Consider the following 14,803-nt stretch of genomic DNA (forward strand, 5'->3'; position numbering starts at 1 on the left):
ACAAGGACCGGCGATGCGTCCACCACCACGTCATCACCGGCCTCGTGCCGGTGATCCCGGTCCGAAGAGCGCCGCGCTTCACACAATCGGGATGGCCGGCACAAGGCCGGCCATGACGTGGAGGGTAACGGAAGCCGTCGGGTTATTCGTTTGAATCAGGCAGCGGAGTCACCAATCCCTTCGCCCCGGCCATCGCCCCCTCGACCAGCTCCAGGGCCAGGAAGCGCGCGGGATTGACCGGGCCGGGAAGCTGCAGTTGCTGCGGCGGGATGCGCTTGAAGCCGAAGCGGCTGTAATAGGGCTCGTCGCCTACGAGCAGCACCAGGGTATCGCCCTTGGCCCTGGCGGCATCGAGGGAGCGGCGCATCAGGGCCGCGCCGATGCCGCGGCTCTCGAAGGCGGGCTCGACCGTGAGCGGCCCGAGCATCAGGGCCGGGACCTCGCCGGCTCTCACCGGCGTCATGCGCACGGAGCCGACGAGCAGCGTGCCGACCATGGCCGTGAAGGACAGGTCGAGCCGGTGGGACGCCCCTTCCCTCAGGCGCGAGGCGGTGCGGGCGAAGCGCCCCGGGCCGAAGGCGCGCTCGTGCAGGCGCTCGATGGCCTCAGAATCGATGGGTTGTTCGGTGCGGATCAGGAGCGAGAGCTCGGTCATGACGGACTCGGGACGAGGAAACGGGAATGGCGGCTGGATGAATCTCAGCCCTGTCGTCGTCGCAGAATCCGGGTGGTGGTCATGAGCTCGGCGTTTGCTTGATGCGCTAGGCCATAGCAGCGTCGGGAACGCCACGCAAACCCTCTCTTACCAGGTGGCGGAAGCGGGTTGCCCTTTGAGGATTTCGGCTAGGCGGTTGCGCGTGGCCACGGTGGTGCCCTCGGGCAGGCGGTCGAGAGGGAAGAAGCCCGCCTCGGCGATCTCCCGGTCCGGCCGCTTGACCTCCAGCACGTTGAAGCGCCGGATCACGTAGACCAGCACGTGGTCGCGCCGCGAGATCCTGCGGTTGAAGAAGACGCCGAACAGCTCGGGCGTCCCGTCCATGGCGATGCAGGCCTCCTCCCGCAACTCGCGATCGAGGGCGTCGAGAGCCGTCTCGCCGGTCTCGACCCCTCCCCCGGGCAGGTGCCAGCCAGGAACATAGGTGTGGCGGATGAGGAAGACCTGGTTCCGGTCGTCGAGAACCACGCCGCGCACCCCCAGCGTCATGCCGCGGGAAAAGCGCCAATAGGTGTGAAGGCCCCAGGAGACGAAGCGCGCGCCCCTGCGGGGCGGATGGGAGTCAGACATCGAACCAGGCAATCATAACAAGATTACGGAAGGATGAATGTAGTCATTCATCCATTGCATAGCTGTTCCGGCAAATCGGCACGTGACCTGCATTATACGAAGGTCTAAGACAGGGCCAACCAAAGGTGTTCCAATGTTTCTCGCGCTGATCCTGTCCCGTCTCAACCGTTCCGCCCGCTTCTCCTGGTCCCCGGCCCTCAACCTCGAGGACCGTTCGATCTACTCGACCCTGATCCCGGGCGCACAGTACTAATTTCCAAACCCCTCCTGCACTCGCAGAAGGGCTTGGCGAAAGTCCGATCTCCTGTTTAGAATGTTTCTAAACAGGAGCGGGTATGAAGTCTCTGTCCGAATTGTCAGAGCGCGAGGTTATCGCGCTTGCCATCGCCAACGAAGAGGAAGATTCGCGGATCTACCAGGATTTCGCGGACCGCCTTCGTGTCGATTTCCCCGCCTCGTCCGATATTTTCAACGACATGGCCGAGGAAGAGCGGGCCCATCGCAATTCCCTCTACGATTTCTACCGCGCCCGCTTCGGCGAGCACCTCCCGCCCATCCGCCGGGAGGACGTGCGCGGCTTCCTGAAGCGCCGTGCCGTCTGGTGGAGCGCCCATCTCGACCTCGACCGCATGCGCCGCGAGGCGGAGGTCATGGAGCTTCAGGCGGCGAATTTCTACGAAAAGGCCGCCCAGCAGACTCTCGACGTGTCCGTGCGCGAATTGTTCACCAAGCTTGCGGAGGTCGAGCGCGGCCACGAGCGCAAGGCCAGCGAGCTGCACGCCGCACACCTGACCGAGAACGCCGAGGCCGCCGAGGAACATGCCCGCCGCCGGCTCTTCGTGCTGCAATACGTGCAGCCGGGCCTCGCCGGGCTCATCGACGGCTCGGTCTCGACGCTCGCCCCCCTGTTCGCCGCCGCCTTTGCCACCCAGAACAACTGGGAGACCTTCCTGGTCGGGCTTGCCGCCTCCGTGGGCGCGGGCATCAGCATGGGCCTGACGGAAGCGCTCTCCGACGATGGCGAGATCACCGGACGCGGCTCGCCCTGGCTGCGCGGCCTGGTCTGCGGCGTCATGACGGCGGCCGGCGGCCTCGGCCACACCCTGCCCTACTTGGTGCCGGATTCCTGGCCCAACGCCTTCCTCCTGGCCACCAGCATCGCGGCCCTGGTCGTGGCGGTCGAGCTCGTGACGATCTCGTGGATCCGGACGCGCTACATGGAAACACCGTTCTGGAGCGCGACCATGCAGGTCGTGTTCGGCGGCGTTCTGGTGCTTCTCGCCGGTATCTTCATCGGCAGCGCTTGACGCGGGGAGCTGCGCGCGCGAACTCTCGCTTCCGCTCGCATCAATCCGGCCGCCATGTTCCGCATCGCTCACCTGACCGACCCCCATGTGGGACCGCTGCCCCGGCCGCGCCTCAAACAGCTCCTCAGCAAGCGCCTGACCGGCTGGTACAACTGGCATCGCAGCCGGCACGGTCTGCACGACATGGAGCTCCTGGCCGAGCTCGTCGCCGACATCCACGCGCAGCAGCCCGACCACATCACCTGCACGGGCGACACCTGCAATATCGGCCTGCCTGACGAGTGGAAGACGTCGCGCGTCTTCCTCGAAGGGCTGGGCGACCCGTCCCGCGTCACCTTCGTGCCGGGCAATCACGATGCCTATGTCCGTGGCTCGCTCGAAGGCCTGATGCGGGAGATCGCCCCCTGGACCCGGGGCGACGACGGCCGCGAGGGAACCTTCCCCTATCTTCGCCGCTACGGGCCCGTCGCGATCATCGGCCTGTCCTCCGCCATCCCGACCCTGCCGTTCGTGGCGAGCGGCCGGGTCGGGTCGAAGCAGATGAAGGTCGTCGAGGACATTCTGGGCGAGCTGGGCCGCGATCCCGGCTGCTTCCGGATCGTGCTGATCCACCATCCGCCCCATGTCGGCGGCGCCGAAGCGGGGCGCAATCTCACGGATGCGCGGCGCTTCGAGAAGATGCTGTGCCGGGTCGGCGCGGAACTCGTGCTGCACGGGCACAATCACGTGGGCTCGCTCGCCCATCTCGACGGTCCGCGCGGCCCCATCCCGGTCATCGGTGCGCCCTCGGCTTCCGCCCGGGGCGGGACCCTGACCCACAAGGCCGGCTATCATCTCTTCACCATCGGGCGGGACGAGACAGGCTTTCTCCTCACGGCCGAGCTTCGCGGCCTGAAGCCTGACGGGAGCGTCGGAGGCATGGGCATGCTCTCGCTCGCACGCATTCGCAAACCGACGGACAAGCTTTGATCCACAGAGCTCCCCAAGCTTAGCCAATTCCCAAGCTTATCCGCATCGACTGAAGGGTCTCTGTTCGGAGCAAAACTCGCCTGTACTTCTTTCTTCAAGGCCTTCATTCCGCCTGATGCCGGCGCAATCGGATCAATTGGCAATATATCCTTAGCTTTTCTGGAACCGCTCCGGTCGCACTCCGTTGAACGGTTGCAGCAGCCACCCATGCCCTTCGCAAGCCTGCTCGGCTTCGCACGGTGTTCTGCGATTCCGGAAACTGGAGTTAACCCGATGAAGAAGTATCTTCCTCTCGCAGCCTTGCTTGCATCCGTCTCGGCCGTTCCGGCCTCTGCCCAGATCATGGACAGCCAGACCTACCGCACGATGGCGTCCCAGGCGGATGCCTTCGAGATTGCCACGAGCCAGCTTGCCCTCGAGCGCTCGCGCAACCCGGTCGTGCGTCGTTACGCCGAGAACATGATCAGGGATCACGGCATGACCAGCCAGGCCCTGAATGGCGGCCGCCCGGTCTATTCCGCGTCCGGTGAGTTCCTCGGCGGCACCGTGGGCGGCACGCTCGCGGGCGCGGGCATCGGCGCTCTCGTTGGTGGCCCGGTGGGTGCGGCTGTCGGCGCCGGAGTCGGCGCGACGGCAGGAGCCACGGCCGGCGCGGCCACGGCCGGTGCTCCGGGGACGGCCGGCGGCACGGCGACGGGCGCTCTGGCCGGTGCAGGCGTCGGAGCCCTGGTGGGCGGTCCGGTCGGCGCCGCCGTCGGAGCCGGTGTCGGCGCGACCACGGGCGCTGCGGCGGGAACCGCAGCCGATGTGCAGGCGACCGGCTCCGTGACCCCGGTGCGCCTCGGCGTCCCGCTTCCGCCGGACAAGATGGCCATGCTGAACCAGCTCGCCTCGACCTCGGGCCCGCAGTTCGACCGCCTCTATGGCCAGGCCCAGCGCATGGCTCACCAGGAGGCCTTGGCTCTCCACTCGGGTTATGCCCAGGCCGGCAACGATCCGTCCCTGCGCCAGTTCGCGGCCTCGGTGGTTCCGCATCTCGAGCACCACGCGGCCGACGCTCAGCGTCTTCCGGGCGGCACGACCCGTCGCCGCTAAGTCGTTTCGCAGTTGAGCACTTTGGCGGCGGGTCCTCAGGGCCCGCCGTTTCCATGTTCGCCGAAAGCGCTATCCGCATCCTGTCCGCGACCGGTTGCGGTGCCCCTTCGAAGGTGTAGGAAGAGGGCAGCAGGTCCTGAACCCCGGACCTTGTCCCTTCACTCTCCGACCTTCGTGAGCTTCCATGGCCTACGTCATTCCCGCGCCTTCGATTCCCGCCCTTCCCGTTGCCGGCAGCACCGACCTGTTCCCGGTCCGCCGCGTCTATTGCGTCGGCAGAAACTATGCGGCCCACGCGCGGGAGATGGGCGGCGACCCGACCCGCGAGCCGCCGTTCTTCTTCATGAAACCGGCCGATGCGCTCCAGCCTGTCGGGGAAGGCGAAACGGCGGACCATGCCTATCCGCCGAAGACCGGGAACTACCATTTCGAGATCGAGATGGTGGTGGCTCTCGCCAAGGGCGGGCGCGACATCCCCGTCGAGCAGGCCCTCGACCATGTCTTCGGCTATGCGGTCGGCCTCGACATGACCCGCCGCGACCTTCAAGACGAGGCCAAGCAGCTTCGCCGTCCATGGGAGCTCGGCAAGGCGGCCGATCACTCGGGCCCGGTCGGCCCGATCCATCCGGTCTCGCAGGTTGGACACCCGGCAGCAGGATCCATCTCCCTGTCGGTGGACGGGGCGACGAAGCAGACGGCGGACCTGTCCGACATGATCTGGTCCGTCGCCGAGCAGATCGCCTACCTCTCCTCCTATTTCGAACTCGCGCCCGGCGACGTGATCTTCTCCGGCACGCCCGATGGCGTCGGGGCGGTGACGAAGGGCCAGACCATGGTGGGGGCCGTCGAGGGCCTCGGTGAGATCAAACTGCGGGTCGGGTGAGGTCGGCCCCGCCGCCCCTTGCCTTTTTGTCAAGTTTGGCTGTTACTGCGTCACGGTGCGGCCCGGGACGGCCGCCGTTACATCAGGCCTCGGCGCGAGCCGGGGCCCACGAACAAGGGAACGACTATGACATTCGTTAAGACCGTCGGCTTGGCCCTTCTCGGTTCTGTTCTTGCGATCGGCGGAGCCGCCGCCCAGGAGAAGACCGTCAAGATCGCTACGGAAGGCGCTTACGCGCCGTGGAACTTCACCGGTGCAGGCGGCAAGCTCGAAGGCTTCGAGATCGACCTCGCCAACGACCTGTGCGCCCGCATGAAGGTGAAGTGCGAAATCGTCGCCCAGGACTGGGACGGCATCATTCCCGCCCTCACGGCCAAGAAGTACGACGCCATCATGGCCGGCATGAGCATCACCGACGAGCGCAAGAAGACCATCGACTTCGCCGGTCCTTACGCCAACTCCCCGAACGGCTTCCTCGTCGCCAAGGATTCGCCGCTCGCCAAGATGCCGGGCACCGGAGAGGCCTTCAACCTCACGAGCCAGCAGGCCGCCGCCGAGAAGGCCATCGACGCCTACAAGCCGCTGCTGAAGGGCAAGACCATCGGCGTCCAAGGCTCGACCATCCACGCGAACTTCGCCGACAAGTACCTGAAGGGCACGGCCGAGATCCGCGAGTACAAGACCACGGAACAGCATGACCTCGATCTCGCGGCCGGCCGCATCGATGCGGTGCTGGCCGACGCGACAGCCATCATCGGCACTCTCGAGAAGCCCGAGTTCAAGGATTACGCCCTGGTCGGCCCGTCGATCACCGGCGGCCTGCTCGGCGCCGGAGTCGGTGTCGGCCTGCGCCAGGGCGATACGGAGCTCAAGAAGAACTTCAACGAGGCAATCCAGGCGGCGATCAAGGACGGCACGATCCAGAAGCTGTCGATGAAGTGGTTCAAGATCGACACCACTCCCCGGAGCTGATCGTCCAGCATCAAGCTGGGAAAGCACCCTCTCACGTCATCACCTCCCTGGACTTGATCCGGGAACCCAGCCGGTGATCCCAATCCTGAAAGGCATAGCGCCTTTCCAATCGAGATGGCCGGGACAAGCCCGGCCATGACGTGGCAGGTGACCCTCATATCCAAGGCGCGGCTCCGGCCGCGCCTTTTTTGTAGCGAGCAGGCGCAACTGCGACCGAATTCGCCAGCTTGGGCGCTTTATTCAGCATGTTTAGCACTTGCGCGGGCTTGGCTTTTGAATGTTAGCTTCTGGACGCGCGATGAGGGCTGCGACCTTCATCCGACAACAGGATCAGTTGAAGCTGACCAGAGGGAAGACGATGACATTCTTCAAGACATTGGGTCTCGGCCTGTTGGCCTCCGCTTTCGCCATCGGCGGAGCCGCGGCCCAGGAAAAGACCGTCAAGATCGCCACGGAAGGCGCCTATGCGCCGTGGAACTTCACGGGCGCGGGCGGCAAGCTCGAAGGCTTCGAGATCGATCTCGCCAACGACCTGTGCGCCCGCATGAAGGTGAAGTGCGAGATCGTGGCCCAGGACTGGGACGGCATCATCCCGGCGCTCCAGGCCAAGAAGTACGACGCCATCATGGCCGGCATGAACATCACCGATAAGCGCCTCGAGACGATCAACTTCTCGATTGCCTACGCGGCCACCCCGCACGGCTTCGGCGTGATGAAGGATTCCCCCCTCGCCAAGCTGGCCGGGACCGGCACGACGGTAAACCTCGACAAGGATCCGGAAGGCGCCAAGAAGGCGATCGAGGCCTGGAAGCCTCTGCTGAAGGGCAAGACCGTCGGCGTGCAGACCTCGACCGTGAACGCCCAGTTCGTGGAGACCTACCTGAAGGACACGGTCACGATCCGCGAGTACAAGACCACGGAGCAGCACGACCTCGACCTGTCCGCCGGTCGCCTCGACGCGATCTTCGCCGGCCAGGGTGCCCTGAAGGCCACGCAGGAGAAGCCTGAGTTCAAGGACATGGTGATTGCCGGCACGGGGATGCGCGGCGGCCTGCTCGGCCGCGGCGTCGCCGTCGGCATGCGCAAGGAGGACACGGAACTGAAGAAGTCCTTCGACGACGCGATCCAAGCCGCGATCAAGGACGGCACGATCAAGACGCTGTCCGAGAAGTGGTTCAAGATCGACGCGACCCCGCAGGCCTGACATCAGGCATCGGCCCGACGGTGACGAACGCTTTGGGATCCATCCGATCCCTTAGCCTACTGGCAAGAAAGCCCCGGTTCCTGCTACACGGCCCGGGATATGATCCGGCACAGGGCCGGATTTGACGGATCCTGTCTCCCCTCGCCCTCTCGGTGAGGGGAGACATATTCAGGAAAGTTGAAGCGTGCAGCAACTGAGCTATTTCGAGCTCGTCGGGTTCGGCCCCAACGGTTGGGGATGGGCTCTTCTCACCGCGGCGGGGATGACCATCGCCGTCGCCTTATGCGGCTTCCTTGCGGGCTCCGTCGTCGGGACCCTGGTGGCCTGGGGGAAGATCGGCGGCAACCTCGTGATCCGAAGCGTGGCGGACGGCTACACCACCGTCCTGCGCGGCATTCCCGATCTTCTCGTCATCTACCTCTTCTATTTCGGCGGCTCCGCGGCGCTTGGCGCCATCGGCAGCCTGTTCGGGGCTGAAGGTTTCATCGGCGTGCCCGCCTTCGTCACCGGCGCGCTCGCCATCGGCATCGTGTCGGGCGCCTATCAGGCGGAGGTTTTCCGCGGCGCCTATCAGGTCGTGAGCAAAGGCGAGATCGAGGCGGCCCGCTCCGTGGGCATGCACCGCTGGCTGATGTTCCGCCGCATCATCGCCCCCCAGGTCCTGCGCTACGCCATTCCGGGCCTCGGCAACACATGGCAGCTGGTGCTCAAGGAATCGGCTCTGATCTCCGTGACGGGCCTCGTCGAGCTGCTGCGCCAGTCGCATATCGCGGCGGGCTCCACCCGCCGGCCGTTCGACTTCTACATCACGGCGGCGATCCTCTATCTGCTCATCACCTGGGTTTCGACCTACCTGTTCCAGCGCGCGGAGGCTCACTCGATGCGTGGCATGCGGAGGGCTTCCTGATGGACTTCGCCTTCATGCGGGATTGCTTCCTGACCCTCCTGGGCGGGGTGCCGCTGACGCTGAACCTCGCCTTCATGTCGGTCGCGCTCGGTGCCGTCCTCGCGATGCTGCTCGCGCTCATGCGGATGTCGCGGGTCAAGGTGCTCGACTGGCCGGCGCAAGCCTATGTGTTCGTGTTCCGGGGAACGCCCCTGCTCGTGCAGATCTTCCTGATCTATTACGGCCTCGGGCAGTTCCGGCCGACGCTGCAGGAATGGGGATTGTGGACGTTCTTCCGCGAGCCCTATTGGTGCGCGGTGCTGGCGCTCACCCTCAACACCGCCGCCTATGCCAGCGAGATCATCCGCGGCGGCCTGCAATCGGTGCCTCACAACCAGGTCGAAGCCGCCAGGGCCTGCGGCATGTCGGGCTTCCTGCTCTTCCGCCGCATCGTCTTCCCCATCGCGGTCCGACAGGCGCTTCCAGCCTATGGCAGCGAGATCATTCTCATGGTGAAGGCCACGTCGCTGGCATCCATCATCACCATGATGGAAGTGACCGGCCTTGCCGCGAAGCTCATCTCGCAGACCTTCCGCGCGGTCGAAGTCTTCATCGTGGCGGGCCTGATCTACCTCATCCTCAACTTCATCATCACACGCATCATCATGGCCATCGAATGGTGGCTCTCGCCGCATCTGCGCCGCCCCCCGGCCATCGAGCCGCGTCTGGAGGCCGCCCATGTCTAACGGAGTTGCATCCTTGTCGACCCAAACTGCGCCTTCCGAGGCCGCTGCTGCCGTCTCCGTCAACAATCTCCGCAAGAGCTTCGGAAGCCTCGAAGTGCTCAGGGGCGTGTCGCTGAGCGCGAAGGAAGGCGACGTCATCTCGATCCTCGGCGCCTCGGGCTCCGGCAAGTCGACCATGCTCCGCTGCATCAACATGCTGGAGGTGCCCGATTCCGGCGAGATCCGCATCGGCGGCGAGACCATCGGGCTCAGGAAGGGCCGCAAGGGCATGGAGCCCGCCGACCAGCGCCAGGTGGACCGCATCCGCTCACGCGTCGCCATGGTGTTCCAGAGCTTCAATCTCTGGTCCCACATGACGATCCTGGAAAACGTGATCGAGGCGCCGGTGCATGTGCAGAAGCGCCCGAAGGCCGAATGCATCGCCGAGGCCGAGGAGCTGCTGAAGAAGGTCGGCATCGTCGACAAGCGCAACCAGTATCCCTCGCACCTCTCCGGCGGCCAGCAGCAGCGCGCGGCGATCGCCCGGGCGCTCGCCATGCATCCGAAGGTGATGCTGTTCGACGAGCCGACCTCCGCGCTCGACCCGGAACTCGTCGGCGAGGTCCTGCGCGTCATGCGCTCGCTCGCCGAGGAAGGCCGCACCATGCTCGTGGTGACGCACGAGATGGGCTTCGCCCGCGACGTGTCGAACCGCGTGGTGTTCCTGCACAAGGGCGTGGTGGAGGAGGAAGGCGCGCCGACCCAGGTGTTCGGCGCTCCGAAATCCGAGCGCTTCAAGCAGTTCATCTCGAGCCATCGCTAGAACGACGGCCTTGATGACGCGCTCTCCCGTCATGGCCGGCCTTGGGCCGGCTATCTCAATACGGTGAGGCTCAGCGTTTCATATGATCGAGATCACCGGCACAAGGCCGGTGATGACAAGAACGGCGCTGTCTGAAGAAGGCCTGAGAGGCCGCTTCATTACCGCTCGTCCACCCGAACGGCCGTGCCGTCGATCTCGACCGGTCCGCGCTTGGGCGTTCCCAGGTGCTCGTGGATGATCCGAAGGTTGCGCTGGTTGGCCTTGAAGAACACGTCGAATACGTCACCCGCCAGCGGGATGGCACCGATGGCCGTGTCGAACGCCACGTTGCCGATCATGCGCGCGATCTTCCAGCGCGGCAACCCGAGCTGACGGGCCTCCCAGATGATGTAGCTGGCGAGAGCCGCCGAGATCAGATCGCCGACACCGGGCACGAGGCCGAGCACGGCATCGAAGCCGACGCGCCGGTTCAGGCCGGGGATGAGCACGGCGTTGTCGAGCAGTTTGGCAACGAGCGTGACGCGCGCGATCGCGTCGGCCTGCGTCGGGCCGGCAGTCTTGATGGCGTCGAAAACAGCGCTGCGAGCAGTGGTCATTCCGATCTCCGAGCGGCCAATCCCATGACTGGCACAACGGGCACTGATGTGTGCATTCCGGCCCTCTTCTGCAAGATTCAGGCTGCGTTACCCCATAACTCATCCATAATTTCCTCTCATAGGATTCCTTGCAGGACAAAGCTTTTTCCCGCCATCGGCAGCCTGCGGACGCGCAAACCCGGATAGGTGTTCTTGCCTAAGGCCAAGCTCACTTTAGGTCACCGTGCCTAACGCTGCGACCTGAACCGTCAACATCGACCAACAAGCAGCGAGTGCCGTCGGGAGACCCTTTCGGCGTCAGCAACTTTGTGGGGGCTCGGAAAGGGAGAACCTGATGAGCACCGATGCCCAATTGCGTCACGTCGCCAGGGTGGGCGTCGTGACGGGCGCATTCCTGCTGGGGCTCTCCCCGGCCGCGCTCAAGGCCAATGACGGAGACGGCGGGATCGTCCCTCCCGCGCAATATGCCAGCCTGCCGTCCAACGAACGCCTCGACGATGCCGACGTGACCGGAAGCCTGCCGGACGCCAAGACTCTCCCCGGTTTCGCCTCGCTCGTGGCGCATGGAACCATCACGCTGCGCGACAGCGCTCCGACCGATTGCATTCCAGGTGTCTTGCGCGAAGTCGTGGCTTCCGTGGCGGAGAAGTTCGGCCCCGTGAGCGTCGAGTCGACCCATCGCAGCCGCGGCCGCAACTGGCGTGCGGGAGGGGCGCGCCATTCCCTGCACCTCGCCTGCCGCGCGGTCGATTTCCGGGTGCAGGCCCGTGCGCGGGGCGTCATGGCCTATCTGCGGGGGCTCCCCCAGGTCGGCGGCCTCAAGATCTATCGAAACGGCATCATCCACATCGACAACGGAGAGCGTCGTTCCTGGTGACGCTCCATCCAGTCTTGGGTACAACAGCAGGATGTTCGAGAACTTCACGCACCGCCAAATCGAAACCTCCGGGGCCGTCATCAATCTCCGCCACGGTGGAAGCGGACCACCCGTTCTTCTGCTGCACGGGCATCCGCAGACGCATGCCATGTGGCACAAGGTGGCACCGAAGTTGGCCCAAAATTACACGATCGTCTGCGCCGATCTGCGCGGCTATGGCGACAGTTCCAAGCCTCCGACGACGGCGGATCACGAGCCCTATTCCAAACGCGCCATGGCGCGCGATCAGGTCGAGGCGATGCAGGCCCTCGGCTTCGAGCGCTTCGCCATCGTCGGCCACGACCGCGGCGGGCGCTGCGCCTACCGCATGGCGCTCGACCATCCGGACCGGATCGTCGCGCTGTCGGTCCTCGACATCATTCCCACGGCAGAGCATTTCCAGCGCACGGACATGGCCTTCGCCATGGGCTACTGGCACTGGTTCTTCCTCGCCCAACCGCATCCCATCCCCGAGCGCCTGATCGCGTCGGATCCGGACGTGTTCTATCTTCGCCGCGGGCGCTCGCTCTTCGATGAAGCGGCGCTCGCCGAATACCGCCGCTGCTACACCAACCCGGAAACGATCCACGCCATGTGCGAGGATTACCGGGCCGGCGCGACCATCGACATGCGTCTCGACGAAGAGGACCAGAAGGCCGGACGTCGCATCGCCTGTCCGGTGCAGGCCCTCTGGGGCCTGAAGAACGGGCTGGAGCGCTGGTACGACGTTCTCGCCGTGTGGCGCGACTGGGCCGACAGCGTGGAAGGCCACGGCATCGATTGCGGCCATTACCTCGCCGAGGAAGCGCCGGAGGAGACGCTGGCGGCTTTGGAGCCGTTTCTGGCGAGAGCTTTTGCTCGTAAATAGGACCTAAGCCCTCATCCTGAGGGGATTGCGCCAGCAATCCGTCTCGAAGGACGAGGGTGTCTCCAGTGCTCTCTGGACGATCCTTCGAGACGCCTGCCCCGCAGGCTCCTCAGGATGAGGTGAGTGCTTTATGAACCAGCCTTCGCGAACGGCGCGATGGTGATGCCGTTCGCCTCCAGCTTCGCGCGAACCGTCCGCGCCATGGCGACGGCGCTCGGCTCGTCGCCATGCACGCAGATCGTGTCGATCTCGACCGGGATCCGCTTTCCGGACACCGTCGTGATCGCCCTGTCCTGGACGGCGCGGAGAATGCGCTCGGCTGCGAATTCCGCGTCGTGCAATACGGAACCGGGCTTCTTCCGGCTGGTAAGCGTGCCATCGTCCTCGTAGGTGCGATCGGCAAAAATCTCGCGTGCGACGTTCACGCCGATCTGCTCGGACGCCTTCTCCATCAGCAATCCGGGCATGCACACGTTGACGAGGCCGGCGTCGACGCCCCTGATGGCGCGGGCGATGGCGAGAGCGAGATCCATGTCCTCGTTCGCCATGTTGTTGAGCGAGCCATGCGCCTTCACGTAGGTGACCTTGTGCCCTGCAAGCGCCGCGAGAGCCTGCATGGCGCCGATCTGGTAGGCCACCATGCGTTCGATCTCCGCCGGGCTGTCGCCACGGATCACGCGGCGGCCGAAGCCGTGCAGATCGTTGAAGCCCGGATGCGCCCCGATGGCGACGCCCTTCTGCTTCGCCATCTCGGCCGTGCGGAACATGATGGACGGATCGCCCGCGTGATAGCCGCAGGCGATGTTGGCCGAGGAGACGATGTCGAGCATCGCCGCGTCGTCTCCCATCAGCCAGGGGCCGAAGCCTTCGCCCATGTCGCAGTTGAGATCGATGATCATGTCCGTCACACCAGAACAGGTTGGGCCGTCTGCTGGCCTACATGGAAGATGCGCTTGTAGCGCTCGATTTCCGCCTTCGGCCCCATGGCCTTCGTCGGATTGTCGGAGAGTTTCACCGTCGGCCGGCCATTGGCCGAGATGACCTTGCAGACGATGGATATCGGGTCGAGCGCACCGTCGGGAGCGAGGCCGCGAAAATCGTTGGTGAGAAGCGTGCCCCAGCCATAGCCCATGCGCATGCGCCCGCGGAAATGCCGGTGGATCCGCTCGATCACGTCTACATCGAGCCCGTCGGAGAAGATCGCGAGTTTGTCCTTCGGATTCTGTCCGCGCTGGCGCCACCATTCGATGGCCTCCTCGCCGCCCTCGATCGGGTCCTTCGAATCCACCCGAATGCCTGTCCACGACGCCACCCATTCGGGCGCATTCTGCAGGAAGTTCGTGGTGCCGTAGGTATCGGGCAGGATCACGCGCAGGTTGCCCTCGTAATCCTGCTGCCAATCCGCCAGCACCCGATAGGGCGATTCGGCGAGCTCCTCGTCGCTGTCGGTCAGCGCCGCATAGACCATCGGCAGTTCATGGGCGTTCGTGCCCACGGCCTCGACCTCGCGGCGCATGGCGATGAGGCAGTTGGACGTGCCGAGGAAGGATGGACCAAGCCCCTCGATCATCGCCTGCACGCACCAGTCCTGCCACAGGAAGCCGTGGCGGCGGCGCGTGCCGAAATCGGAGATCGACAGGTCGGGAAGCTGCTTGAGCCGCTGGATCTTCTCCCAGACCCGCGTCATGGCGCGGGCGTAGAGGACCTGAAGCTCGAACTTGCCCATGCCCTTGAGCACGCCGCGCGAGCGCAACTCGTTGAGGATGGCGAGAGCCGGGATCTCCCACATGGTGGTCTCGATCCAGCGGCCGTGGAAGGTCAGCACGTATTGGCCGTCCTCCTTTTCGAGCAGGTATTCCGGAAAGCGGAAGGTCTCGAGCCAGTCCATGAATTCCGGCGAGAACATCTGCCGCTTGCCGTAAAAGGTATTGCCGCGCAGCCAGGTGGATTCGCCCCGCGTCAGGGAGAGACTGCGCACATGGTCGAGCTGCTCGCGCAGCTCCCCGATGTCGATGATGTCGCCCAGGCGGATGCGGGTGGTGCGGTTATGAATGCCGAACGTGACCTGCACGTCCCGGTGGCGGCGAAAGATCGTCTGCGCCATCAGGAGCTTGTAGAAATCCGTATCCAGGACGGACCGGACGATCGGGTCGATCTTCCAGGTATGGTTATAGACCCGGGTCGCGATGTCCACCATCGCCTGCTCCTTGCCACTCAAAGGAGGCGAGACAATAGCGAAGGGGCGTCCGGGATGAAAGAGCGCCGGCTACAAGA

At 65.0% G+C, this 14,803-nt stretch carries 16 protein-coding genes; 11 read left to right on the plus strand and 5 right to left on the minus strand.

What is annotated here, in order from left to right; translation table 11 throughout:
- Nucleotides 1–142 precede the first annotated feature (142 nt).
- Both DDF70_RS15530 and DDF70_RS15535 read right to left on the minus strand, forming a co-directional pair.
- The gene (locus tag DDF70_RS15530) at nt 143–655 is read right to left on the minus strand and encodes a GNAT family N-acetyltransferase (protein WP_114945772.1); all 513 of its coding nucleotides are present in this window, start codon (nt 653–655) and stop codon (nt 143–145) included.
- Nucleotides 656–802: 147 nt separating this feature from the next.
- Nucleotides 803–1,285, minus strand: a complete 483-nt coding sequence (locus DDF70_RS15535) for an NUDIX domain-containing protein (RefSeq protein ID WP_114945773.1) — start codon at nt 1,283–1,285, stop codon at nt 803–805.
- Between the two features lie 335 nt (nt 1,286–1,620).
- On the opposite strand from DDF70_RS15535, the gene mbfA reads away from it, so the two are divergent.
- The 9 genes from mbfA (at nt 1,621) to DDF70_RS15580 (ending at nt 10,149) form a co-directional block, all read left to right on the plus strand.
- Nucleotides 1,621–2,592 (plus strand): iron exporter MbfA, encoded by a 972-nt coding sequence (mbfA, locus tag DDF70_RS15540; protein WP_114945774.1) that lies wholly within the window; start codon nt 1,621–1,623, stop codon nt 2,590–2,592.
- A 54-nt stretch (nt 2,593–2,646) separates the two neighbouring features.
- Nucleotides 2,647–3,561 (plus strand): metallophosphoesterase family protein, encoded by a 915-nt coding sequence (locus tag DDF70_RS15545; protein WP_114945775.1) that lies wholly within the window; start codon nt 2,647–2,649, stop codon nt 3,559–3,561.
- Between the two features lie 273 nt (nt 3,562–3,834).
- Nucleotides 3,835–4,656, plus strand: a complete 822-nt coding sequence (locus tag DDF70_RS15550) for a DUF4142 domain-containing protein (protein ID WP_114945776.1) — start codon at nt 3,835–3,837, stop codon at nt 4,654–4,656.
- A 184-nt stretch (nt 4,657–4,840) separates the two neighbouring features.
- Nucleotides 4,841–5,539 carry a fumarylacetoacetate hydrolase family protein gene (locus tag DDF70_RS15555; protein WP_114945777.1) on the plus strand — a complete coding sequence of 233 codons (699 nt, stop codon included), beginning with the start codon at nt 4,841–4,843 and terminating at the stop codon, nt 5,537–5,539.
- A 126-nt stretch (nt 5,540–5,665) separates the two neighbouring features.
- A complete protein-coding gene (locus DDF70_RS15560; RefSeq protein ID WP_114945778.1) occupies nt 5,666–6,511 on the plus strand; it encodes a lysine/arginine/ornithine ABC transporter substrate-binding protein in 846 nt (281 codons plus the stop codon).
- Nucleotides 6,512–6,869: 358 nt separating this feature from the next.
- Complete coding sequence (locus tag DDF70_RS15565; RefSeq protein ID WP_114945841.1) at nt 6,870–7,715, plus strand: lysine/arginine/ornithine ABC transporter substrate-binding protein; 846 nt, start codon at nt 6,870–6,872, stop codon at nt 7,713–7,715.
- A gap of 184 nt (nt 7,716–7,899) precedes the next feature.
- Nucleotides 7,900–8,622, plus strand: a complete 723-nt coding sequence (locus tag DDF70_RS15570; protein ID WP_114945779.1) for an ABC transporter permease — start codon at nt 7,900–7,902, stop codon at nt 8,620–8,622.
- Entirely contained in the window at nt 8,622–9,347 is a 726-nt protein-coding gene (locus tag DDF70_RS15575; RefSeq protein WP_114945780.1) for an ABC transporter permease, read from the plus strand. The genes DDF70_RS15570 and DDF70_RS15575 overlap by 1 nt, the downstream gene beginning before the upstream one ends.
- Nucleotides 9,340–10,149 (plus strand): ABC transporter ATP-binding protein, encoded by an 810-nt coding sequence (locus tag DDF70_RS15580; protein ID WP_114945781.1) that lies wholly within the window; start codon nt 9,340–9,342, stop codon nt 10,147–10,149. Before DDF70_RS15575 ends, DDF70_RS15580 begins: the two co-directional genes overlap by 8 nt.
- 158 nt (nt 10,150–10,307) lie before the next feature.
- On the opposite strand, the gene DDF70_RS15585 is transcribed toward DDF70_RS15580, so the two are convergent.
- Entirely contained in the window at nt 10,308–10,745 is a 438-nt protein-coding gene (locus tag DDF70_RS15585) for a DUF4112 domain-containing protein (protein ID WP_114945782.1), read from the minus strand.
- Nucleotides 10,746–11,079: 334 nt separating this feature from the next.
- Between DDF70_RS15585 and DDF70_RS15590 the strand changes: the two genes are divergently transcribed.
- Both DDF70_RS15590 and DDF70_RS15595 read left to right on the plus strand, forming a co-directional pair.
- Complete coding sequence (locus tag DDF70_RS15590) at nt 11,080–11,622, plus strand: D-Ala-D-Ala carboxypeptidase family metallohydrolase (RefSeq protein ID WP_114945783.1); 543 nt, start codon at nt 11,080–11,082, stop codon at nt 11,620–11,622.
- Between the two features lie 31 nt (nt 11,623–11,653).
- A complete protein-coding gene (locus DDF70_RS15595) occupies nt 11,654–12,529 on the plus strand; it encodes an alpha/beta fold hydrolase (protein ID WP_114945784.1) in 876 nt (291 codons plus the stop codon).
- Between the two features lie 128 nt (nt 12,530–12,657).
- Here DDF70_RS15595 and DDF70_RS15600 read toward each other — a convergent pair whose 3' ends face one another.
- Together DDF70_RS15600 and pncB are read right to left on the minus strand one after the other, a co-directional pair.
- The gene (locus tag DDF70_RS15600; RefSeq protein WP_114945785.1) at nt 12,658–13,428 is read right to left on the minus strand and encodes a LamB/YcsF family protein; all 771 of its coding nucleotides are present in this window, start codon (nt 13,426–13,428) and stop codon (nt 12,658–12,660) included.
- A 5-nt stretch (nt 13,429–13,433) separates the two neighbouring features.
- Nucleotides 13,434–14,726, minus strand: coding sequence for a nicotinate phosphoribosyltransferase (gene pncB / locus DDF70_RS15605; RefSeq protein WP_114945786.1), 1,293 nt, complete (start codon nt 14,724–14,726; stop codon nt 13,434–13,436).
- Nucleotides 14,727–14,803 lie beyond the last annotated feature (77 nt).

Origin of the sequence: Microvirga calopogonii (genome assembly GCF_003347665.1) — a bacterium.
GTDB classification, from domain to species: Bacteria; Pseudomonadota; Alphaproteobacteria; order Rhizobiales; family Beijerinckiaceae; genus Microvirga; species Microvirga calopogonii.

Coding starts and splice junctions, on each gene's coding strand:
- DDF70_RS15535 (WP_114945773.1), bottom strand. CDS start 1,285: ATGTCTGACTCCCATCCGCCCCGCAGGGGCGCGCGCTTCGTCTCCTGG.
- pncB (WP_114945786.1), bottom strand. CDS start 14,726: ATGGTGGACATCGCGACCCGGGTCTATAACCATACCTGGAAGATCGAC.
- DDF70_RS15545 (WP_114945775.1), top strand. CDS start 2,647: ATGTTCCGCATCGCTCACCTGACCGACCCCCATGTGGGACCGCTGCCC.
- DDF70_RS15600 (WP_114945785.1), bottom strand. CDS start 13,428: ATGATCATCGATCTCAACTGCGACATGGGCGAAGGCTTCGGCCCCTGG.
- DDF70_RS15565 (WP_114945841.1), top strand. CDS start 6,870: ATGACATTCTTCAAGACATTGGGTCTCGGCCTGTTGGCCTCCGCTTTC.
- DDF70_RS15580 (WP_114945781.1), top strand. CDS start 9,340: ATGTCTAACGGAGTTGCATCCTTGTCGACCCAAACTGCGCCTTCCGAG.
- DDF70_RS15595 (WP_114945784.1), top strand. CDS start 11,654: ATGTTCGAGAACTTCACGCACCGCCAAATCGAAACCTCCGGGGCCGTC.
- DDF70_RS15555 (WP_114945777.1), top strand. CDS start 4,841: ATGGCCTACGTCATTCCCGCGCCTTCGATTCCCGCCCTTCCCGTTGCC.
- DDF70_RS15560 (WP_114945778.1), top strand. CDS start 5,666: ATGACATTCGTTAAGACCGTCGGCTTGGCCCTTCTCGGTTCTGTTCTT.
- DDF70_RS15530 (WP_114945772.1), bottom strand. CDS start 655: ATGACCGAGCTCTCGCTCCTGATCCGCACCGAACAACCCATCGATTCT.
- DDF70_RS15590 (WP_114945783.1), top strand. CDS start 11,080: ATGAGCACCGATGCCCAATTGCGTCACGTCGCCAGGGTGGGCGTCGTG.
- DDF70_RS15585 (WP_114945782.1), bottom strand. CDS start 10,745: ATGACCACTGCTCGCAGCGCTGTTTTCGACGCCATCAAGACTGCCGGC.
- DDF70_RS15550 (WP_114945776.1), top strand. CDS start 3,835: ATGAAGAAGTATCTTCCTCTCGCAGCCTTGCTTGCATCCGTCTCGGCC.
- DDF70_RS15575 (WP_114945780.1), top strand. CDS start 8,622: ATGGACTTCGCCTTCATGCGGGATTGCTTCCTGACCCTCCTGGGCGGG.
- mbfA (WP_114945774.1), top strand. CDS start 1,621: ATGAAGTCTCTGTCCGAATTGTCAGAGCGCGAGGTTATCGCGCTTGCC.